Below are 20,490 nucleotides of genomic sequence, written 5' to 3'. Positions count from 1 at the left end.
CGGTCCACGAGGCTCGACACGGTGGCCTTGGTCAGGCCGGCGCGGGCGGCACGGCGGCGCGGACGGAGGGGGCGGCGCGGACGTGCTCGGGCTCCGGCTCCACCTCGGCCGGGCCGTAGTCGCGCTCGTGGTCCTCGGGCCCGTCGTCGTCGGGGATGGCGTCGCTGACCATCCGCATCGCCTCGGTGCCCTCACCCAGCGGCTCGAACGCGGCCATCACGTTCCGCGCGGCCTGCTTCTGCGCGACCCGGACCGTCTGCATGATCAGCGCGGTGAGCCGGGCGGAGCCGAGCTCGGTGGCGCGGTGGCCCAGCCGGATGTCGAGCAGACCCCCGTTCGGGCCGACCGTGACGGTCACCGCACCGTCCGGGCTGGACGCCGTGGCCTGGGAGTTCTCGAAGTTCTCCTGGAGGTCCGCCGACTTCCGCTGCAGGTCGGCCAGCTTGGCCTCGAAGTTGTCGAGCCACTGCTGGGGGTCCAAGGTCAACCTCCTGGGGTGGATACCGGTGCACCCTCGAGTCGACCGGAACCCGCCAACGCCGCCCCAACGCCCCACCAACGGGTGAGCCTGCGGTGTCCCGAACCCCCGCTCGCACGCCACCCGGCCCGTCCCGCGCCGGACCTCGGACCAGCGGTGATCGACCGCCGCGCCAGTCGGTCGGGGTAGTCGGCGAATCACGCCGAGTGGCGGCGCCGAGTGATCCCACCAACGATTAGGTCACGTGCGGACCGGTACGTGCGCAGGTCTCATTACTACGGGGTACGGTTCGCCACTCGGAAGCCCCGACGTCCAACCGTCGGGATTTGTCTGCTCCTCGATGAGCAGGGAGGGAGACGAGCCGTGCGTCGTCGAATGCGTGGCCTCGCGGTGGCCGCGATCGCGCTGACCAGCGTTCTGTCGATGGCCGCCTGCGCCAAGGACACCGGCGGTACCCAGCCGGGATCGACCAACACCGCCGAGGGCTGCAAGCTGGCTGACAAGCCGCCGGCCGCCGCCGCGACGTCCAGCGCCGCCACGTCGGACGAGAAGGTCGACGGCAGCGCGCTCAAGGTCGGCCTGGCCTACGACATCGGTGGTCGGGGCGACGCGTCGTTCAACGACTCGGCCGCGGCCGGCCTCGACAAGGCCAAGGCCGACTTCGGCATCGCGGAGGTCAAGGAACTGACCGCCGCGCCGAACGAGCCCGAGGACGCCAAGCAGACCCGGCTGCGCCAGCTCGCCGGCGAGGGCTTCAACCCGATCATCGGTGTCGGCTTCGCCTACGCCGAGTCGCTGAAGGTCGTCGCGCCGGAGTTCCCGAACGTCAAGTTCGCCATCGTGGACGGTGCGGTCGAGGGCGCGGCGAACGTCACGCCGCTGCTGTTCGCCGAGGAAGAGGGCTCGTTCCTGGCCGGCGTCATCGCCGCCTACAAGTCCAAGTCCTGCCACGTCGGCTTCGTGGGCGGCGTGGAGATCCCGCTGATCCAGAAGTTCGACGCGGGCTACGAGCAGGGCGCCAAGGCCGCCGCTCCGGACATCAAGATCGAGAAGAAGTACCTGACCCCGGCGGGCGACTTTACCGGTTTCCAGGACCCGACCAAGGGCCAGGAGGCCGCGACCGGCCAGGTCGAGGCGGGCGCCGACGTGCTGTACCACGCCGCCGGCGCGTCCGGCAAGGGCGTGTTCTCGGCCGCGAAGACCGGCAACGCGCTGGCCATCGGCGTCGACTCCGACCAGTACAACCAGAAGACGGTCGAGGAGTCGAAGGACGTCATCGTCTCGTCGATGCTGAAGCGCGTCGACGTCGCCGTGTACGACTTCGTCAAGGCCGTCGCCAAGAACGACCTGGCGAGCCTGCCCAAGGTGTTCGACCTGTCCGTGGACGGCGTCGGCTACTCCACCTCCGGCGGCAAGATCGACGAGAACCTGAAGGCCGTGCTCGAGGGCTACAAGGCTCAGATCATCGCGGGCAAGATCGACGTCAAGGACAAGCTGTAACCCCATCCGGCCTCCGGCGCACTGGGCCCTGCGAGCACACTCGCGGGGCCCAGTGCGTGGTTAGCCCCGGCGCAGCCGGAGATCAGACGGAGCTTCCATGAGCACTACCACCCCTGCCGTCGTCCTGTCGGGCATCACCAAGCGCTTCCCCGGTGTCGTCGCCAACAGCGACGTCCACCTGAGCGTGCAGGTCGGCGAGGTGCACGCGCTGTGCGGTGAGAACGGCGCGGGCAAGTCCACCCTGATGAAGATCCTGTACGGGATGCAGCAGCCCGACGAGGGCACCATCGAGGTGGGCGGCCAACCGGTCCGGTTCCGCACCCCGGCCGACGCGATCAAGGCCGGCATCGGCATGGTGCACCAGCACTTCATGCTCGCCGACAACCTGACCGTGCAGGAGAACGTCGTGCTGGGCGCGGAGTCGCTGCACGGCATCGGCGCCAAGGCCCGCAAGCGCATCCTGGAGCTGGCGGAGGCCACCGGCCTCACCGTCGACCCCGCCGTGCTCGTGGAACGCCTCGGCGTGGCCGACCGGCAGCGGGTGGAGATCCTGAAGGTGCTGTACCGCGGCGCCAAGGTGATCATCCTCGACGAGCCGACCGCGGTGCTCGTGCCGCAGGAGGTGGACGAGCTGTTCACCACCCTGCGCGGCATGCAGGAGCAGGGCTTCACGTTCCTGTTCATCTCGCACAAGCTGGACGAGGTCCGCGCGATCGCCGACTCCGTCACGATCATCCGCCGCGGCACCACGGTCGGCACCGCCGACCCGAAGGCGGTCAGCTCCCGCCAGCTCGCCGAGATGATGGTCGGCAGCGAGCTGCCCAGCCCCGAGACCCGCGAGTCCACCGTCACCGACCGCGTCGTGCTCAAGGTGGAGAACCTCGGCCTGGTCGCGGTGGAGGGCACCCGACCGGTGCTGGACGACATCGACCTGGTGGTGCGCGCGGGCGAGATCGTCGGCATCGCGGGCGTCGAGGGCAACGGCCAGACCGAGCTGGTCGAGACCATCATGGGCATGCGCAAGGCCCACCACGGCCGCGTGCTGCTCGGCGACCGCGACCTGACCAGGCTGGGCACGTTGGCGCGCCGCGAGGCGGGCATCGGCTACATCCCCGAGGACCGCCACCGGCAGGGCCTGCTGCTCACCCAGCCGCTGTGGGCGAACCGCATCCTCGGCCACCAGACCCGCCGCCCGGTGTCGAACGGCCAGTGGCTGGACCTCGCGGGCGCGAAGGACGACACGCGGCGCATCGTCGAGGAGTTCGACGTGCGCACGCCCGGCATCGACGTGGCCGCCGTCGCGCTGTCCGGCGGCAACCAGCAGAAGCTCGTGGTGGGCCGTGAGCTGGCCGGCGACCCGGTGCTGCTCATCGCGTCGCACCCCACGCGCGGCGTCGACGTCGGCGCGCAGGCGTTGATCTGGGACGAGATCAAGAACGCCCGCGCGCGCGGCCTCGCCGTGCTGCTCATCTCGGCCGACCTCGACGAGCTGATCGGCCTGTCCGACACGATCCGGGTCATGCTGCGCGGCCGGCTGGTCGCGGACGCCGACCCGGCCACGGTCACCCCGGAAGACCTCGGCAGCGCGATGACCGGCGCGGGCGCCACGAGCGCCGCCGTCGCCGAGCACGCCCCGGGCGGCGCGCACGCCCGCGGCGCGGAACTGGAAGGCGAGTAATGGGAATCTTGCGCGGCAAGCTGCTGCCGCCGGTCCTGGCGATCCTGTTCTCCGCCCTGCTGTGCGGCATCGCGCTGGTGGTGTCCGGCGCGAGCCCGCTGCGGGCGTTCGGGGTGATGCTGTCGCAGGTCGGTCAGGGCACCACCGCGGTGGACATCGTCAACAGCACCGGCACGTACTACATCGCGGCGCTCGCGGTGGCGATCGGGTTCCAGATGAACCTGTTCAACATCGGCGTCGAGGGCCAGTACCGGGTCGCGGCGGTCGTCGCGGCCGTGGTCGGCGGCTCGATCGCCCTGCCACCCGGCCTGCACGCCCTGGTGATCATCCTGACGGCCGCCGTCGCCGGCGCCCTGTGGGCCGCGATCCCGGCGATCCTCAAGGTCACGCGCGGCGTCAACGAGGTCATCTCGACCATCATGATGAACGGCCTCGCGCTCGGCCTCGCCGCGTACCTGATCGGCGCGGACGTGTTCGGCGAGCTGCGCGGCAACAACATCCGCACCCCGGAGATCCCGGAGTCCGGCTGGGTGCCCGGCATCCCGCTCGGCTCGTCCGGCACGGTGTTCGGCCTGGTCTTCCTGGCCGCGCTGCTGGGCATCGGCTACTGGGTGATGATGAACCGCACGCGGTTCGGGTTCGAGCTGCGGGCGTCCGGCGAGTCGTCCACGGCCGCCGCCGCGGGCGGTGTGAACGCCAAGAAGATGGTGCTGATCGCGATGCTCCTGTCCGGCGCCATCGCCGGCCTGGTGTCGATGCCCGAGATCCTGGGCCGCGACCACACCTACAACCTGAACTTCCCGGCCGGCATCGGGTTCTCCGGCATCGCGATCGCGCTGCTGGGGCGCAACCACCCCGGCGGCATCGCGTTCGGCGCGCTGCTGTGGGCGTTCCTGGACAAGTCGGGTCTCGCCCTCGACAACGTGGGCGTGCCCCGGGAGATCGTGACGATCATGCAGGGCGCGATCGTGCTGTCGGTCGTCGTGGCGTACGAGGTGGTCCGCCGGTTCGAGGTCGCCGCCCAACAGCGGCAGGTCGGTCGGCAGCTCGGAACGGTGGATGCGGCATGAGCACTTCGTTGATGAACCCCGCCGAGGCGCCGCTGGCCGTCCCGCCGCCTCGCAAGGCACGTCGCATCCCCGGCTGGGCCGTCGGCGCCCTGGGCGTGGCGGGCGCGGTCGTGCTGCTGTCCACCACGTCGTACCTGACCGGTGTGCCGCAGCTGACGTCCACCGGCACCATCCAGACCGCCGTGCGGCTCGCGCTGCCGATCCTGCTGGCCGCGCTCGGCGGCCTGTGGGCGGAACGCGCGGGCGTCGTGAACATCGGCCTCGAAGGCATGATGATCATGGGCACGTGGGGCGCGGCGTGGGCCGGCTACCAGTGGGGCCCGTGGGCGGCGCTCGTCGCGGCGGCCGTGTTCGGCGCGCTGGGCGGACTGCTGCACGCGATCGCGACCGTGACGTTCGGCGTCAACCACATCGTGTCCGGTGTGGCGATCAACCTGCTCGGGGCGGGCCTCACCAAGTACCTGTCCACGTTGATCTTCTTCCCGCTGTCGAACAACCCGCGAGAGTCGCCCGCGGTGCCGAAGTTCGACACCTACTCGGCGTCCGGGCTGTCCGACTGGCTCGGTCGGCTGGAGGCGCAGCAGCGGGTCGGCCTGTCGGACGTCGCCGGCATCCTGCGCGGCCTCGTCACGGGCGTGTCGCCGCTGACGATGCTGGCCATCCTGTTCGTCATCGGCAGCTACCTGCTGCTGTGGCGGACCCGGTTCGGGCTCCGGCTGCGGTCGTGCGGCGAGAACCCGGTGGCCGCGGAGTCGCTGGGCGTCAACGTCTACCTCTACAAGTACGTCGCGGTGATCGCGTCCGGCGCGCTGGCCGGCATCGGCGGCGCGGCGCTCGTGCTCAACCCCGGCCAGCCCGGCTACCTCGAAGGCCAGACCAACGGCCGCGGGTTCATCGGCCTCGCCGCGATGATCTTCGGCAACTGGCGGCCCGGCGGCCTGCTCGGCGGCGCGGCCCTGTTCGGGTACGCCGACGGGTTGCAGCTGCGGTCGGGCGGCAAGACGTTCCTGGCGCTGGTCTACGGCGCGGTGCTGCTGCTCGCCGTCATCGTGATCTGGCAGCTCGTCCGCCGCCGCTGGTTCGCCGCCGCGTTCGGCATCCTCGCCGCGGGCCTGCTGTACGCGGTGTACTACTCGGTGGACGAGGTGCCGAGCGAGCTGACCACCTACGCGCCGCACCTGGTGACGTTGATCGTGCTCGGGGTGGCGTCGCAGCGATTGCGCATGCCCGCGGCCGACGGCGTGGTGTACCGCCGTGGCTGACGTCGTCGTCGACTGGGAGCTGCTGCGGGCGCGTGCCGTCGAGGCCGCCCAGTCCGCCTACTGCCCGTACTCCGGGTTGCGAGTGGGGGCGGCGGCGGTGTGCTCGGACGGGCGGATCGTCGTCGGCTGCAACGTCGAGAACGCCGCCTACGGCGTCGGGCTGTGCGCCGAGTGCACGTTGGCGGGCCAGTTCTTCCTGACCGGCGGTGGCCGGCTGGTGGCGCTGGCCTGCCGCAGCGGCGCCGGCGACCTGCTGATGCCGTGCGGGCGCTGCCGCCAGGTGATCTACGAGCTGGGCGGCGGGGCCTGCCTGGTGGACACGCCGTCCGGGGTGCTGCCGATGACCTCGGTGCTGCCGGACGCGTTCGGACCGGAGGATTTGCCGTGACCGGGGCGACGGGGAACCACACCGCCGTGGACGTGATCCGGGCCAAGCGCGACGGCGCCCGGTTGACCGACGACCAGATCGACTGGGTGGTCGACGCCTACACGCGCGGTGCGGTGGCGGACGAGCAGATGTCCGCGCTGGCCATGGCGATCTTCCTGAACGGCATGGACACCGCCGAGACGGCACGGTGGACGCGCGCGATGGTGCGGTCCGGCGAGCGGCTGGCGCTGGACGTCGGCCGGCCCACCGTGGACAAGCACTCGACCGGCGGCGTCGGCGACAAGATCACCCTGCCGCTGGCCCCGCTGGTCGCCGCGTGCGGCGCCGCCGTGCCGCAGCTGTCCGGGCGCGGGCTCGGGCACACCGGGGGGACGCTCGACAAGCTGGAGTCCATCCCCGGGTGGCGGGCGCAGCTGTCCGTGGACGAGGTGACCGCGCAGCTGCGGTCGGTCGGCGCGGTCGTGTGCGCGGCCACGTCGGGTCTCGCGCCGGCGGACAAGAAGCTGTACGCGCTGCGGGACGTGACGGCGACCGTCGAGTCCATCCCGCTGATCGCGTCCTCGATCATGTCGAAGAAGATCGCCGAGGGCGCCGACGCGCTGGTGCTCGACGTGAAGGTCGGGTCGGGCGCGTTCATGAAGTCGCTGGACCAGGCGCGGGCGCTGGCGTCGGCCCTGGTGTCGATCGGCGTGGACCACGGGTTGCGGATCAGCGCCCTGCTGACCGACATGTCCGTGCCGCTCGGTCGGGCGGTCGGCAACGCGGTCGAGGTCGCCGAGTCGGTCGAGGTGCTGCGCGGCGGCGGGCCGGCGGACGTGGTCGAGCTGACCGTGGCCCTGGCGGAGGAGATGCTGTCGCGTGCCGGTGTCACGGCGTCGCCGGCGGACGTGCTGGCGTCCGGCGAGGCGTACGAGACGTGGGCGCGCATGATCCGGGCCCAGGGCGGCGACCCCGAGGCGCCGTTGCCGGTGGGGCGGCACAAGCACGTCGTCACCGCTCCGGAGGACGGCTACCTGACCGGCCTGGACGCCTACGCGGTCGGTGTGGCGGCGTGGCGCCTGGGCGCCGGCCGTGCCCGCAAGGAGGACCCGGTGCAGGCGGGCGCGGGCGTCCTGTGCCTGGCGAAGCCGGGCGACCGGGTCGCCAAGGGCCAACCGCTGCTGGAACTGCACACCGACACCCCGGACGCCGTGCCCGCCGCGCTCGACAGCCTGACCGGCGGGTACGCGATCGGCGACGCCCCACCGACCCGCGGCCCCCTCGTGATCGAGACGATCCGGGGCTGAGCTCTGCCTGACCCGTGCCTCCGGCAACTGTGTCGGAGGCACGGGCGCGGGCCTGGGTTCCGGCGGGTTGCCGTCTCGCGTTCCGGCGCGCTCGGGCGGAGTTCCAGGGGTTAAGTGCTTGCCCGCCGCCGGGCTACGGGCCGGAAGGCCGGCGGAATTGTCGGACCCCTCCGGCAGAATAAAAGCAGGGGTCCCCTGGGCGGGCAGGGTTCCGGCAAAGTCTTTTGTGCTGGTTGGGGCTGGATGAGAGCGGGCACGGCGCTCTGGTTGATCATGTGAGTGTCTAAGTCGCATGATCTTGGGAGTGCCGTGCCCGCCTTGTCATCCTGCCTGATGCCCGTGGTCGTGGACCGACTGGCCCCGATGCCGGTTGGGCAGGTCGTGGACCTGCGGGTTGTTCTTGACCGGGTGCCGGATCCGCGTCGGCGTCGGGGTGTGCGGCATTCGCTGGCCTCGATCCTGGCGTTGGCCGCGTCGGCGGTGGTGGCGGGTGCGCGGTCGTTCGCGGCGATCGCGGAGTGGGCGTCGGACGCGCCGCAGCAGTTGTTGCAGAGGCTCGGTGTCCGGTTCGACACCGGCCGGGGGCGGTTCGTGGCGCCGGAGGAGTCCACGGTGCGGCGGGTGTTGTCGAGGGTGGACGGTGACGCGCTGGACGCGGTGATCGGGGCCTGGTCGGACTCCCGGCTGCCCGACCGGGACCCGGCCGATCCGCCGCGGGCGGTGGCGGTGGACGGCAAGTCCGTGGCCGGCACGTTCGGCCGCGCCGGCGGCTCCGGGGTGCACCTGATGGCCGTGTTCCGCCACGACGACGGAACCGTGGCCGGTCAGCGGCAGGTCCCCACCGGCGGTGAGTTGGCCGGGTTCGCCCCGCTGCTGGACACGGTCGACCTGACCGGGACGGTGGTGACCGCCGACGCGCTGCACACCCAACGCGATCACGCCCGCCACCTGCACGATCGCGGGGCGCACTACGTGTTCACCGTCAAGACCGGCTGGCCTCGGGTCTACGCCCGACTCGATTCGCTGCCCTGGGACGACATGCCCCGCCTGGTCTTCGAGGAACAGGGTCACGGCCGCACCGAACTGCGCACCGTGCGGGTCGCCCCGCTCGGGGACCCCGGCTTCGGCGACGTGGACTTTCCCCACGCCCGCACCGCGTTCCTGGTCGAGCGCTACCGGACCTGCCACGCCACCGGCCGGCGCGGCGCCTACGCCGTGCTCGGAGTGACCAGCCTGACCGGCCGCGACGCCCACCCGGCCCGCATCGCCGACCTGCTCCGAGGCCACTGGAACATCGAGAACCGGCTCCACTGGGTCCGCGACGTCACCTACGGAGAAGACGCCTCCCGCATCCGCACCGGCAACGCCCCACGCGTCATGGCCTCACTGCGCAACCTCGCCATCAACGCCCTACGCCGCACAGGCCACACCAACATCGCCAAGGGGTTGCGCACCATGTCACGCAACCCCCGACGACCACTCCAACTCCTCGGAATCACCGACTGAACAGCACAAACGACTTTGCCGGAACCCTGCCCTGGGCGGGGACGTCTGCGAAGCACTGCGGGTGGAACCCGCGACATCACGGCGGCACACGAAGAGGCCCGGCCCGCGCACTGCGGACCGGGCCTCTCGGCTCACGCGATCAGGCGCCCTCGGCGATCAGGCGCCCTCGGCGGTCAGGTCGTCGTCGTCCACGTTGTTCCGGTTGTCGCCCGGCTTCGGCCCGTTCTTCCGGGTCCGCCGCTGCGGCCGGGGGAGGGCGGTGGGCGGCGGGGGCGGGGTGGGCGAGCCGCCGCCGAGGATCAGCTCCGCGAACGTCGCCATCGCCTCGTCCAGCTGGCCGCCGATGCGCAGCTCGGACTCCTGGTTGCTCTTGCGCACCATGGTGGCCATCGAGTCGGCGTCCGGCCGGGCGGACAGCGTGCCCTCGACCTTGGCGATGCCCTGCTCGACGACGCCGGACAGCTCGCCGAGGCGCGCCGCGAAGTCGTCCTCGACGGAGTCGAGGCGGGTGGTCATGGTGTCCAGGCGGGACGTGACCTGCTCCAGGCGCTGCGCCAGCGCCTCCAGGCGGTCCGTCGCGTCGACCTGGTCGCGGGTCTCGTCCAGCGCCGCGTGCAGCGCCTCGCGGGCCTCGTCCAGCTTGCCCGTCACGGTGCTGCGGGTGTCCGCGAGCGACGCGTTCAGCGACTCGCGCGTCTCCGCGATCGTCGCGTGCAGGCCGTCGCGCGTGCTGTTGAGGTTGTCGCGCGTCTCGTCCAGCTTGCCGTGCAGCGCGTTGGTCGTGTCGGTCACCGACCGCTGCAACGCCTCCCGCGTGCCGTCGAGGTGCTCGTGCACGCCCTCGTCGACCTCGTCCAACCGGCCCCGCAGCGCGGTCTCCAGCGCTTCGATGCGCTCGCGCAGCGGACCCGTGACGGCGGCCGGCACCTGCTCGACCTTGCCGTCCTGCTTGTCCAGGTGGCCGTCGAGGTCGTCCAGCCGCTTGTGGATGTGGGCGAGCTTGTCCTCCAAGCCGTCCATGCGGCCCGCGACACCCTCGAACCGGCCGGTCACCCCGTCGAGCCGGCCGTCGAGCTGCGCGAACGGCTTGGCGAGCTTGTCGACCAGCCCCTCGACGGCGCGCCCGATGCCCTGGACCGCCTGGTCCTGCGCCTCCAGCCGGGACAGCGCCTCGTCCAGCCGCTCGGCCAGCACGCTGACCTCGGTCCGGTCGGGCAGCTCGGACAGGCGCTTGCGAACGGAACCCAGCGACTCGAGCGGGGACATCCGTGCGTGGATCTCGTCCAGTGCGTCGAAGATCTGCTGCTGTTCGCTCTCACGGATCTCCGCGGCGCGCGTGAGCATGTTGCGCATCCGATCGAAGGACATCGTGGAGTTGTTGTTCTCGTTCACGGCTCGGGTGCCTTCGTCCAGGGGAGGGGAGACCTCCGGGAGCCTAGCCAGGTTGGGGCGGCGAGCTGTAGCGCCCCCCGGCGGGGACCGCCTGTCTCGGCCTTGCGTGTACTCCGTTCGAGTTACGGTGGCCGACCCTACCGGAGGGTAACCCGCAGCGGGCCTTCAACAGCGCGCCGTGAGCATCCGCCGTGTGAGTGACCTGTGCGCTGGTCACGGTTGCGGAAAGTTCTGCATCACGACTGCACAACGGCGAAAGCGGCCTCCAACCGAGTGGTTCTGGACACACCCGGTGACTCCGATGTGATCCTAGCGGCCGCAAGATCATTCCACACGGACCCGGCCCGGCGTGTCACCGGTATACCGTGACGACCATGCCGACCCCGCTTACCCAGGAGGCCCTCCGCAGCGCGCCGAAGGTGCTGCTGCACGACCACCTCGACGGTGGCCTCCGCCCCCAGACGGTGATCGAACTCGCCGACGCCTGCGGCCACCAGGGCCTGCCCACGACCGACCCGGTCGCCCTGGGCGCCTGGTTCCGCGACAACGCCAACTCGGGCTCCCTGGTCCGCTACCTCGAAGGCTTCGCGCACACGTGCGGCGTGATGCAGGACGAGGACGCGCTGGTGCGCGTGGCGTCCGAAGCCGTGCAGGACCTCGCCGCCGACGGCGTCGTCTACGCCGAGATCCGCTACGCGCCGGAGCTGTTCACGGACAAGTGCCTGAGCCTGGAGCAGGCCGTCGAGGCCGTGCAGGAGGGCTTCCGCCAGGGCGAGGCCGCGTCCGCGGGCCGGATCAGGGTCGGCACGCTGCTGTGCGCGATGCGCCAGAACGACGGGTGGCAGCGCATCGCCGACCTGGTGGTCCGCTACCGGGAGGCGGGCGTCGTCGGCTTCGACATCGCGGGCCCCGAGGCCGGGTTCCCGCCCAGCAAGGAGCTGTCCGCGTTCGAGTACCTGCGGCAGCAGAACGCCCACTTCACCATCCACGCGGCCGAGGCGGCGGGCGCCGAGTCGGCGTGGGAGGCCGTGCAGCTGGCGGGCGCGGAGCGGCTCGGCCACGGCGTGCGGCTGGCCGAGGACATCAAGGGCGACGAGGTCGGGCAGCTCGCCGCGTACGTGCGGGACCGGCGGATCGCGCTGGAGATGTGCCCGACGTCGAACGTGCACACCGGCGCCGTGCGGTCGCTGGCCGAGCACCCGATCAAGCGCATGGCCGAGCTGGGCTTCCGGGTCACCGTGAACACCGACAACCGGCTGATGAGCGACGTGTCGATGACCGGCGAGTTCGCCACCGTGGTCGAGCAGTTCGGCTTCGGCTGGGACGACCTGCGCAAGTTCACCGTCAACGCCGCGAAGGCCGCGTTCCTCACGCACGACGAGCGGCGCGCCCTGATCCAGGACGTGATCGAGCCCGCGTACGTCGCCCTCCAGCGGTAGGACGCCTGAACGACAGAGGTCGCGGGCTCCGACGGGGCCCGCGACCTCTTGTCTTGCTGTCCTTGCCGTGCGCGCTCAGCGGCACGACGACCGGCGCACGACGGCTAGTGCACCTTCAGCCGGTCCTCGAACGCCGCGACGAGGTTCCGCCACGCCACCTGCTCGTCGTCGAACGGCGCGCTCGGGGCCAACCGCGTGGGGTCGGGCTTCAGCACGTACGACACCAGCCAGCCCAGCCGCTCGGACTGGTTCAGCGCCACCTTCACGGTGTCGTCGTTCGCCCACTCGCCGGTGTCCTCCAGCAGCTCCACGACCAGGTCGAGCTGCGTGGGGTCGACCGCGTCCGGGCCGTCGGCGATGTCCTCGTCCAGGCCGGTGAGCACGTAGACGTTGTCCGGGTCGACCTGGACGTCCAGGTCGCCGCCGGTCGCCTTGGTGACCAGCTCGCCCCAGGTCGACACCTCGGCCAGGTCGTTGTCGTCGGCCTCCACGATGAACCGGGCCAGGGCGCGCGGCGACGTGAACACGTCGATCTTGCCCTTGCGGCCGAGGAACACCGGCTGGTCGTCGAGGTAGCAGCGCAGCGTGTAGTACTCGCCCGCCCCGCTGATGATCTTGATCGGGTCGATGCCGACCTCGCCCCAGAAGCCGACCGGCTCCTCGCCGTCCTCGTCGTCCTCGTCCTCGGTGTCGGCCGCCGCGGCGTTGGCCTCCTCGAACGCGGCCATCTCCTCCTGCGCGGCCTGGAGCGCGGTCTCGTCGACCTCCGGGGTGGTGATCACCTCGTCGATCGCGTCGAGCACCTCGTCCCACTTCTCGGCGACGACCTCGGCGATCTCGGTCCACAGCGCCTGACCCTCGCGGCCGGTGAACGGCAGCGTGCCCTGCGGGAGTAGCGAGAAGCCCTCCGCCGAGTCGAGGATCTCGTGCACCTTCTCGAGGTCGCACACGTCCGCCAGCGACCGCACGATCGACACCACGTCGGCCAGCTCGCCGATGACCCAGGTGTCGGGCTCCTCGGCGACCAGCTCCGGCACGCCGACCAGGTCGAACTGGTGGTTGTCGTCCGGCGACAGCTCACCGACCGACAGCGCGGGCACCACGTGCCACGCCGGGTGGTCGGTCAGGTCGTGCTCCTCGGCCTTGCGCACGAACGCCGCCAGGTGCGCGGCATCGGGGAACGCGTACAGGTCCTCCTCGTGGCCGAGGAATGCTTCCCACTCCTCGCCCTCTTCCCGCCAGCGCGGGGCCCACAGGGTGACCACATCACCCTGGGTGAGCCCCAGCTCGATCGGGACGATGTCCTGTGCCATCCGACCTCCCGGTCACGCCATGCCCCTTTGCGATGCGGGGGCAAGAGTACGGGGTCGATCACGCGCTACTGCCGTTGACCACGGAATGGGTCGGCGAAGTAGTCGTCGTCGTCCGTTTCCTCGGGCTCCGGACGGGGCGCGGGACGGTTCCCCTGCTGCCCCGCCCACGGTGGCGCGGGCTGTCCGGTGGGGCCGGTGGCGGTGGTCCCGGGCTCGGCGGGTGACGGGTGCGCGGGCCGTGGCTGGGCCCCTGACCAGCCGAAACTGCCCTGCTGGTGGGCAGGGCCGGGCCGGTTCGGCTCGACGGGGTGGCGCGGAGTGCCGGGTCGTCCGGGTTCGGCCGGGCGCGGTGGCGCGGCGGGTCGGCCCGGTTGCGCGTTCAAGTGCGGGCCGGGCCTGGCGGGTTCGGGAGGCCGCTGTCCGGCGAACGGCTGTGGTGCGGACCAGCCGGGATGGGCGGCGCCCGTCGACCGCGCGGCGCGCAGCGGCGGAGGGCCGGCGAACGCCTCCACCGTCATGGCCATGCTGTCGCCGAGCGACTTGGCCAATTCGTTGTAGCTCTTCTGCACGGCCGCGTCGGTCGCCAGCCGGGCCGTCTCGACGACCAGCCTGCCGATCGCGTCCGCGCCCTGCGCCAGCGCGTTCGGGTGCAGGTCGAGCGACGTCAGCTCACCCGTCGCGGTCGCGGTGGCCCGCGCCAGGCCGGTCGGGTGGTCGGCGGCGCCGGTGGTCCGGGCCAGGACCTCGGTCAGGCCTTCGGCCGCCGCGAGCCGTTCCTCCTGCGTCACCGCGAACTCCTCAGGTACGAGCCGCCGCCGAACCCGTCGTCGTCGGACCCGTCGTCCGGGCCGGGCTCGAACCCGATCTCCGCCAACGCCCGCACCGCCGCCGGGTCGGCCACCCGTTCCAGCGTCCGGTGCAGGCGGGACGCGGCGTCGCGGGACGCCCGCGCCGACACGCGCAGGATCTCGTCCGCCAACGCCCGCGGTCCCATCGTCAACGCCGCCGGCGACACCCGCACCTCCCGCGGTGGCCCGCCGGGCGCCGTGACGACCGTGACCGCGCCGTCCGGGGACGACGCCCGACCGAGCACGGGCCCGGTGCGCGCCACGTGCTCGGAAATCCGCCGCTCGGTGTCCGCGACCCGCTGGGCCGCCCGCTCCGCCTCGTCCACGTCCTCAGCCCGTCGGTCGGTAGAAACCCATGAAGCCCATGCCGCTGTTGCTGGTGCGGATCGGGTTGACCTGCACCGGGTCGCCCGCCTCCACCATCTGCCCGTTGCCGATCACCATCGCCACGTGCCCGTCCCACACCACCAGGTCGCCGGGCAGCAGCTGGTCCGGCGGCACGGACGCGCCCATCGCCTGCGACGACGCGGGCCGCGGGATGTCGAACCCGCCGCCCCCGTACGCCCACTGGGTGAGGCCGCTGCAGTCCGTGCCCTGCGGCGGGTTCGCGCCGCCCCACACGTACGGGGTGCCCAGCGCGGACAGCGCGTTGCGCACCGCCCGCGCGGCGGTCTCGTTCGGCGCTTCGGCGGAACTGCCGTCCGGCAGGTTTACGCCGACGCCGGTGCCGGGCTGCGGCGGGATGGCGACCGGCAGGCGTGGACCGACGGCACCGCCGCCGCCACCGCCTCCTCCGCCACCGCCGCCCCCTCCGCCCCCTCCGCCACCGCCGGCGCCACCACCGCCACCGGACGACGACTGGTTCCCGCCGTCACCACTCGTGGACGACGCGGACGACGCCGAAGACGTGGACGTGGTGCCGCCGCCCTCCGCGCCCAACGGGTCGCCGAGCCCGGCGAAGTCGGGGTGCTGCAAGCCCCGCAGCCGCGTGGCGACGTCGGTCAGCGCGGTGCGGACCTTGTCCAACTCCTGACCGGTCCGGCCCTCGTACTCGCGCGCCTTCGCGGTCACCTCGGCCGCCACCGCGAGCACGGCGCCGATCCCGCCGAACACCGACGACGCCGCGGCCGCCGCCAACCGGGGCCACGCCCAGCCGGTGAACTCGTCGATCAGGCCCTGGATCGCGGTCTTGCCGGAGTTCACCGCGTCGACCGCCGTCGTGGCGGCCTCCCGGGTGGCCGTCGCGTTGCGCGCCAACGTGCCCACGCCGCCCGAGAACGTCGAGACGCGCGCCTGGAACGCGTTCGCCTTCTCGCCGTACCAGTTCGCCAACGCCGCGTTCGCCGCGCCCGTGTGCCTGCCGTCGATCTCCGTCAACGCCGAGGAGGCCCGCCCGAACGCGTCGGCCGCGCTCGTCGCGCCGCCCGTGTCGCCCTCCAGCTTGGCCAGGTGGTCCTTCATGGGCTGGACCAGGCCCGCCAGGAATCCGCCGACGTCCACGTCAGACCCGGTAGGCCCGGTCGAGGTCGGCGCTGTTGCGTGCCTCCTGCTCCACGTACGCCTCGCCGGTCTGCCGCACGGCGGTCGCGAACGCCGCCAGCCCCGCCGACGCGGCGGCCACACCGTCCACTTGGGCCTGTGCCGCGGCCTGGAACGCCGCGCCCAGCCCGACCTCGTCCCCGACCCTGCCGAAGCTGCCCGAGGCCAACGACGTCGTGCCCGCCAACGTGGACGTGCCGACCGCGCCGACCTCGCTCGCCAGACCCGACGCCGCGCTGCCGTACGCCGACAGCGCCGCGGTGTCGACGCCGAAACCCTGTTCCACCCGAGTCCCCCTCTTGGTGCCGTGCGACCGCGATCCTGCCCCATCGGGAACCGCGATGTGCGGCGTTCGGCCAGATCCTGCCCCGATGGGCGGTACCACCGGAGGCGACGGCACCTGATCATGTGGTGGTGGGTGTTTTGCGCCATTGGGAGCGGATCGTGGCGTGGCTCGACCACCACGCCCCCTTGACCGGTTCGGCGTTCATCCCCCCGGAGGGCAACGCCGCCGTCGAGGCGCTGGCGCACGCGAGCGGGCTGGAGCCGCCGGACGAGCTCCGCGCGTGGTGGGCCGTCTGCGGCGGCACCGCGGACCTGGCGTTCGCCGAGGTGCTGCCGCCGTTCTACACCCCGCTCGGCCCGTCCAACTCGTTGCGCTCGTGGCGGTTGAAGGAGCGGTTCTGGCCCGCGGACCTCGACACGGAGGCGGGCACGGCGACGTCCGGCTTCCACCCGATGTGGCTGCCGATCGCGTTCGACGGGTGCGGCGACGCGTTGGCGGTCGACCTGAGGCCGGGCGTGCTGTCCGGGTGCGTGGTCGAGTGGGACCGCGAGGCGGGCGAGGTGCTGAAGCCCGAGTGGACCAGCCTGGACGAGATGCTGGACCAGGTCGCCACGGCCCTGGAGCACCGCGGCAGGCTCGGCCACTGCGAACCGCTCGTCACGACCGACGGCCGCCTGGGCTGGCGCACGAACTAGTGAAGGTTCGTCCTGGGCGTTGAACTCGGGTGTTCTGAACGCAGGACATGCGCGTGCTGAACGCAGGACTCGCGCGGTGATCACTCCGGTGGGTGAAATCCGGGCGTGCCGAGGTGTCGGGTCCGGGAAGTTGCTCTTGGCTGCTGGATGGGTGTCAAGGTCGACCTCACCAGGAGCCGGACATGCAGATCAGTCGCATTGGCGCGGTAGGCGCTGCCGTCGTTCTCGCCGTCGTCGCGATCGCGTGGGCGCCGAATGCGCAGCCGAGGCTCCAGGCCGAGGTGAACCCCGTGCGGCCGGTCGCGCCGAACGACGTGTACGCCGATCCGAGCCACGGGTTCCTGGTGCTGGTCGAGGGCGACGCCGGGCTGTACGAGAACGAGACGGAAGGCCCGGTCGCCGTGGGCGGCGACGTCCGCTTCCGCCAGTACAACGTGGGGCCCAACAACCCCGGCACCTACGTCCTGGCCCCTGACACCCAGCCGACCAGCTTCGTCGTGGGCGGTGCGATCGACTTCGCCGGGAGCACGGGCACGCTCAGCGTCCTGAACAACTCCTACGCCAAGATCGGTGACCTGACGGGCGCCGATGTGATCCCGTCCGGCGGCGTGACGTGGGTCGTGCCGGACGGCGCGGGCCCGAACACCTCACCGGGCGTGTCGATCCAGACCTCGCAGCCCGCCGAGTCGGTCGCGGGCGCGAGCGGGTTCGACTTCGCGTCGCTGTTCGCGACCTACCGGAGCCTCAACGCGGAGATGTTCGCGTGCCCGTCCACCGTGACGTTGACCGACCAGAACGGCCAGGGCCCGTGGAACGGCGCCGACCCCAACGCCACCCTCGGCCTCCAGCCGGGCCAGAACGTGCTGACCCTGACCCCCGAGCAGATCAGCACGCTGGACAACATCAACCCGCGCAACGGCTACCTCCAGCCCGGCGACCAGGCGTGGTTGATCATCAACGTCGACGTGTCCGGCGACTACACCTTCGACCCGCCGAACCCGAGCTGGCAGGGCAACGAGCCGTCGCAGCACGTGCTGTGGAACTTCACCACCTCGGGGACGATCACGCTGCCGCCGAACTCGCCCACGGTCTGGGGCACGATCTACGCGCCGAACGCCACCCTGGTCGACCTCAGCTCGTCCAACATCGAAGGCGCCGTGGTGGTCAAGGCGCTCGAGGCGGGCGGCGCGACGGGCGGCAGCGGCGGCGAGATCCACTACGCCCCGTTCGACAACATCGTCACCACCTGCACGAGCCCCACCACCACGACCACAACAACCACCACTACGACAACGACCACCACAACAACGACCACCACAACAACGACAACCACCGAGCCGACCACCACCACAACCGAACCCACTACGACGACCACCACGACGACCACTACGACCGAGCCCACCACCACGAGCACCACTACGACGACAACCCAACAACCCACCACCACGACCGAGCCGACCACCACGACGCAGCCCACAACGACCACCACGCAGCAGCCCACAACGACCACCACGACGCGGCCGACGACAACCACGACGCAGCCCACGACCACCACCGAGCCGACCACCACGACGACCGACACCACCGCCACGACGACGAGCGCCACCACGACGAGCGCCACCACGACGACCGGGACCACTACCGGGACCACCACCGGGACTACGACGACCGGCGTCACCACCGGCACGACGACCAGCGGCGCGACCAGCGGGACCACGAGTCGGCCGAGCGACGTCCACCCGACCCACCCCGGCCAACCGGGCGATGACGACCTGGCCGACACCGGAGCCCCGATCCGCGGCACCCTGGCCCTCGGCGGCCTCCTGCTGCTGACCGGCGCCGCCGCACTGGCCCTGACCAGGCTGCGCGACCGTCGGAGCTGACCCACCGGCCCGCGATCTCCGGTAGACTGGTAGTCGCAGCTCAGAGCACTCGCGGGAGGTGGCATGGCGGACGTCCACGACGTGGCCGCGGCCGTGCTCGACGCCACCGGGCCCGAGTCGCCGATGAAGCTGCAGAAGCTGCTCTACTACGCCCAGGCGTGGCACCTCGCCGAGCACGGCGAGCCGCTGTTCGACGCCCGGATCGAGGCGTGGCGGCGAGGTCCCGTGGTGCCCGAGGTCTACTACCGCCACCAGGGCCGGTCCGAGGTCTGCGCGTGGGAAGAGGGCGATCCGGGCAGGCTCACCGGACGTGAGTGCGCGGTCGTCGCGTCGGTGGTCGAGCGGTACGGCCACTTCACCCGGCACCAGTTGAGCGACATGGCGCACGACGAGGAGCCGTGGCGCTCGGCGCGCGGTGACCTGCCCGAGTCGGAGCCGAGCAGCGCGCCCCTCTCGCACGAGGTGATGGCCCGCTACTTCCGCAGGCTGACGAGCGGTGGCGAGGAAGCGATCGCCGAGGCCGTCGGCAGCGCCCGGCTGGAGGGCTTGGCCGTGCCGAACGACGTGGTGGCCACCATGCGTGCCGTCGCGGCGGGGGAGCTGACCGTGGACGAGGCGATCGCCCGGGAGATCGAGGCGCTGCGCCGGTAGTGGACGAAGACCCCTACCTGGACCCCGCGTCCGGGGTGCTGCGCAACAACCTGGGCCTGACCGACCCGGCCGAGTGCGACTTCGCCGAGACGCGGCTGAGCACGATGCGCGTCGAACAGCTCGCGATGGCGCCGCTGCCCGGCCTGTACGACTTGGCCCACCTGCGTGCCTTCCACCGCCGCATCTTCGGCGACTTCTACCCGTGGGCCGGTGAGCTCCGGCGGGTCAACATCGGCAAGTCGGCGTTGTTCGCCGCGTGGCAGCAGGTCGAGCCCTACGCGACCGGCGTGTTCGACGGTCTGAGGAGGGAGCGCTACCTGCGCGGCCTGCCGCGTGAGGCGTTCCTGGACCGGTTCGCGCACTACTTCGCCGAGGTCAACGCCGTGCACCCGTTCCGGGAGGGCAACGGGCGCGCGCAACGGGCGTTCTTCCGGCAGTTGGCGCGGGAGGCGGGCTGGAAGGTCGCCGTGCACACGCTGGACAGGACCGCGTTCATCGACGCGTGCGAGCAGAGCCTCACCCGGTCGGATGACGCGTTGCGCGACCTGTTCGACACGGTCTTGACCCCGGCCTGACCGGGTACCCGTGGCCATGACCAGCTACGAGCACCGGGCACCGGTCGAGATGGCCGCGGGAGAGCTGTTCGACTTCCTGTCGCGGCCCGGGAGCCTGCCCCAGCACCTGCCCGGTTTGTCCGGCTCCACCCCCCGCGTCGACCACGACCGCCGGCGCGTGTCCTGGGAGGAGGGCGGCTACCGGGGTGAGCTGACGGTCGTCGACGCCGGCGCGGGCCGCAGCGAGGTGACGATCGCCGTGGCCACCGAGGAACCCGGTGACGTGCAGCGGGAGCTGGAGGAGGCGCTCGCGGCCGTGGTGCACCGGGCCACCGCCGAAGCCGACGTCAAGGCCGCCTCGGAGCAGGACACCTGGTACTGATGTGATGCACGTCACTCTGCGGTGAGAACCTTTCCCGTGAACGGGGCGTCTTGCCGGGTGTGAACGAGGACCAGCTGGTCCGCGCCGTGGCCCGTGGCGACCGCGCGGCCTTCGAGGAGCTCTACCGCCGCACGTCGCCGTGGCTGGCCGTGCGCCTGCGCCGCCGGTGTGCCGACGAGCAGGTCGTGGCCGAGGTCATGCAGGAGACCTACCTGGCGGTGTGGCGTGCGGCGGGGTCGTTCGCGGGCGCGGCGGTCGACGGCACGGCGGTCGGGTGGCTGTGGACGATCGCGGCGCGGCGGCTGGTCGACGCGTTCCGCAAGCGCGCGCGCCAGGCCCG

The 20,490-nt window shown here is 71.8% G+C and carries 21 protein-coding genes; 14 read left to right on the top strand and 7 right to left on the bottom strand.

From position 1 onward, the window contains the following. Positions 1–31: 31 nt before the first annotated feature. Positions 32–481 (bottom strand): YbaB/EbfC family nucleoid-associated protein, encoded by a 450-nt coding sequence (locus ACFQ3T_RS21780; RefSeq protein WP_380725259.1) that lies wholly within the window; start codon positions 479–481, stop codon positions 32–34. A 372-nt stretch (positions 482–853) separates the two neighbouring features. On the opposite strand from ACFQ3T_RS21780, the gene ACFQ3T_RS21775 reads away from it, so the two are divergent. The 7 genes from ACFQ3T_RS21775 to ACFQ3T_RS21745 all read left to right on the top strand — a co-directional run bounded on the left by ACFQ3T_RS21775 (position 854) and on the right by ACFQ3T_RS21745 (position 9,168). Continuing rightward, positions 854–1,978, top strand: a complete 1,125-nt coding sequence (locus ACFQ3T_RS21775; protein WP_380725261.1) for a BMP family lipoprotein — start codon at positions 854–856, stop codon at positions 1,976–1,978. Positions 1,979–2,075: 97 nt separating this feature from the next. Beyond that, positions 2,076–3,656, top strand: coding sequence for an ABC transporter ATP-binding protein (locus tag ACFQ3T_RS21770; protein WP_380725257.1), 1,581 nt, complete (start codon positions 2,076–2,078; stop codon positions 3,654–3,656). Further along, entirely contained in the window at positions 3,656–4,726 is a 1,071-nt protein-coding gene (locus tag ACFQ3T_RS21765) for an ABC transporter permease (protein WP_380725255.1), read from the top strand. The genes ACFQ3T_RS21770 and ACFQ3T_RS21765 overlap by 1 nt, the downstream gene beginning before the upstream one ends. Further along, the gene (locus tag ACFQ3T_RS21760; RefSeq protein WP_380725253.1) at positions 4,723–5,988 is read left to right on the top strand and encodes an ABC transporter permease; all 1,266 of its coding nucleotides are present in this window, start codon (positions 4,723–4,725) and stop codon (positions 5,986–5,988) included. Before ACFQ3T_RS21765 ends, ACFQ3T_RS21760 begins: the two co-directional genes overlap by 4 nt. Then, complete coding sequence (locus ACFQ3T_RS21755) at positions 5,981–6,376, top strand: cytidine deaminase (protein WP_380725251.1); 396 nt, start codon at positions 5,981–5,983, stop codon at positions 6,374–6,376. The genes ACFQ3T_RS21760 and ACFQ3T_RS21755 overlap by 8 nt, the downstream gene beginning before the upstream one ends. After that, positions 6,373–7,662, top strand: a complete 1,290-nt coding sequence (locus tag ACFQ3T_RS21750; protein WP_380725249.1) for a thymidine phosphorylase — start codon at positions 6,373–6,375, stop codon at positions 7,660–7,662. Before ACFQ3T_RS21755 ends, ACFQ3T_RS21750 begins: the two co-directional genes overlap by 4 nt. Before the next feature lie 333 nt (positions 7,663–7,995). Then, positions 7,996–9,168, top strand: a complete 1,173-nt coding sequence (locus ACFQ3T_RS21745; protein WP_447009467.1) for an ISAs1 family transposase — start codon at positions 7,996–7,998, stop codon at positions 9,166–9,168. Between the two features lie 156 nt (positions 9,169–9,324). Here ACFQ3T_RS21745 and ACFQ3T_RS21740 read toward each other — a convergent pair whose 3' ends face one another. Next, positions 9,325–10,536 carry a hypothetical protein gene (locus ACFQ3T_RS21740; RefSeq protein WP_380725245.1) on the bottom strand — a complete coding sequence of 404 codons (1,212 nt, stop codon included), beginning with the start codon at positions 10,534–10,536 and terminating at the stop codon, positions 9,325–9,327. A gap of 398 nt (positions 10,537–10,934) precedes the next feature. Between ACFQ3T_RS21740 and ACFQ3T_RS21735 the strand changes: the two genes are divergently transcribed. Further along, on the top strand, positions 10,935–11,999 hold the full coding sequence (locus ACFQ3T_RS21735; RefSeq protein WP_380725243.1) for an adenosine deaminase: 1,065 nt from the start codon (positions 10,935–10,937) through the stop codon (positions 11,997–11,999). A gap of 104 nt (positions 12,000–12,103) precedes the next feature. On the opposite strand, the gene ACFQ3T_RS21730 is transcribed toward ACFQ3T_RS21735, so the two are convergent. From ACFQ3T_RS21730 to ACFQ3T_RS21710, 5 genes are all read right to left on the bottom strand, one after another. Then, the gene (locus ACFQ3T_RS21730; protein WP_380725241.1) at positions 12,104–13,312 is read right to left on the bottom strand and encodes a primosomal protein; all 1,209 of its coding nucleotides are present in this window, start codon (positions 13,310–13,312) and stop codon (positions 12,104–12,106) included. Between the two features lie 65 nt (positions 13,313–13,377). Continuing rightward, positions 13,378–14,100 (bottom strand): hypothetical protein, encoded by a 723-nt coding sequence (locus tag ACFQ3T_RS21725; RefSeq protein WP_380725239.1) that lies wholly within the window; start codon positions 14,098–14,100, stop codon positions 13,378–13,380. Beyond that, the gene (locus ACFQ3T_RS21720) at positions 14,097–14,486 is read right to left on the bottom strand and encodes a hypothetical protein (RefSeq protein ID WP_380725237.1); all 390 of its coding nucleotides are present in this window, start codon (positions 14,484–14,486) and stop codon (positions 14,097–14,099) included. Before ACFQ3T_RS21720 ends, ACFQ3T_RS21725 begins: the two co-directional genes overlap by 4 nt. Positions 14,487–14,490: 4 nt before the next feature. Next, entirely contained in the window at positions 14,491–15,660 is a 1,170-nt protein-coding gene (locus tag ACFQ3T_RS21715) for a C40 family peptidase (protein ID WP_380725235.1), read from the bottom strand. Position 15,661: 1 nt separating this feature from the next. Continuing rightward, positions 15,662–15,985 (bottom strand): hypothetical protein, encoded by a 324-nt coding sequence (locus tag ACFQ3T_RS21710; RefSeq protein ID WP_380725233.1) that lies wholly within the window; start codon positions 15,983–15,985, stop codon positions 15,662–15,664. 128 nt (positions 15,986–16,113) lie between these two features. On the opposite strand from ACFQ3T_RS21710, the gene ACFQ3T_RS21705 reads away from it, so the two are divergent. From ACFQ3T_RS21705 to ACFQ3T_RS21680, 6 genes are all read left to right on the top strand, one after another. After that, positions 16,114–16,680 (top strand): SMI1/KNR4 family protein, encoded by a 567-nt coding sequence (locus ACFQ3T_RS21705; RefSeq protein ID WP_380725231.1) that lies wholly within the window; start codon positions 16,114–16,116, stop codon positions 16,678–16,680. 182 nt (positions 16,681–16,862) lie between these two features. Continuing rightward, a complete protein-coding gene (locus ACFQ3T_RS21700) occupies positions 16,863–18,563 on the top strand; it encodes a collagen-binding domain-containing protein (RefSeq protein WP_380725229.1) in 1,701 nt (566 codons plus the stop codon). A 63-nt stretch (positions 18,564–18,626) separates the two neighbouring features. Continuing rightward, entirely contained in the window at positions 18,627–19,214 is a 588-nt protein-coding gene (locus ACFQ3T_RS21695; RefSeq protein ID WP_380725227.1) for a type II toxin-antitoxin system antitoxin SocA domain-containing protein, read from the top strand. After that, on the top strand, positions 19,214–19,789 hold the full coding sequence (locus ACFQ3T_RS21690) for a Fic/DOC family protein (protein ID WP_380725225.1): 576 nt from the start codon (positions 19,214–19,216) through the stop codon (positions 19,787–19,789). The genes ACFQ3T_RS21695 and ACFQ3T_RS21690 overlap by 1 nt, the downstream gene beginning before the upstream one ends. A 16-nt stretch (positions 19,790–19,805) precedes the next feature. After that, positions 19,806–20,150, top strand: a complete 345-nt coding sequence (locus ACFQ3T_RS21685) for an SRPBCC family protein (RefSeq protein ID WP_380725223.1) — start codon at positions 19,806–19,808, stop codon at positions 20,148–20,150. Between the two features lie 59 nt (positions 20,151–20,209). Beyond that, positions 20,210–20,490: RNA polymerase sigma factor (locus ACFQ3T_RS21680; RefSeq protein WP_380725221.1), on the top strand; the 281-nt coding region annotated here is incomplete at its 3' end.

Origin of the sequence: Saccharothrix hoggarensis, assembly GCF_042678885.1 — a bacterium.
GTDB classification, from domain to species: Bacteria; Actinomycetota; Actinomycetes; order Mycobacteriales; family Pseudonocardiaceae; genus Actinosynnema; species Actinosynnema hoggarensis.
Note: the sequence above shows the minus strand (reverse complement) of the source record. Positions and strands in the feature narration are given on the sequence as shown.

Bases quoted from the DNA above. Each gene is read 5' to 3' on its own strand.
- ACFQ3T_RS21775 (WP_380725261.1), top strand. From the start codon at position 854: ATGCGTGGCCTCGCGGTGGCCGCGATCGCGCTGACCAGCGTTCTGTCG.
- ACFQ3T_RS21745 (WP_447009467.1), top strand. From the start codon at position 7,996: ATGCCCGTGGTCGTGGACCGACTGGCCCCGATGCCGGTTGGGCAGGTC.
- ACFQ3T_RS21735 (WP_380725243.1), top strand. From the start codon at position 10,935: ATGCCGACCCCGCTTACCCAGGAGGCCCTCCGCAGCGCGCCGAAGGTG.
- ACFQ3T_RS21765 (WP_380725255.1), top strand. From the start codon at position 3,656: ATGGGAATCTTGCGCGGCAAGCTGCTGCCGCCGGTCCTGGCGATCCTG.
- ACFQ3T_RS21760 (WP_380725253.1), top strand. From the start codon at position 4,723: ATGAGCACTTCGTTGATGAACCCCGCCGAGGCGCCGCTGGCCGTCCCG.
- ACFQ3T_RS21740 (WP_380725245.1), bottom strand. From the start codon at position 10,536: ATGTCCTTCGATCGGATGCGCAACATGCTCACGCGCGCCGCGGAGATC.
- ACFQ3T_RS21695 (WP_380725227.1), top strand. From the start codon at position 18,627: ATGGCGGACGTCCACGACGTGGCCGCGGCCGTGCTCGACGCCACCGGG.
- ACFQ3T_RS21700 (WP_380725229.1), top strand. From the start codon at position 16,863: ATGCAGATCAGTCGCATTGGCGCGGTAGGCGCTGCCGTCGTTCTCGCC.
- ACFQ3T_RS21770 (WP_380725257.1), top strand. From the start codon at position 2,076: ATGAGCACTACCACCCCTGCCGTCGTCCTGTCGGGCATCACCAAGCGC.
- ACFQ3T_RS21685 (WP_380725223.1), top strand. From the start codon at position 19,806: ATGACCAGCTACGAGCACCGGGCACCGGTCGAGATGGCCGCGGGAGAG.
- ACFQ3T_RS21730 (WP_380725241.1), bottom strand. From the start codon at position 13,312: ATGGCACAGGACATCGTCCCGATCGAGCTGGGGCTCACCCAGGGTGAT.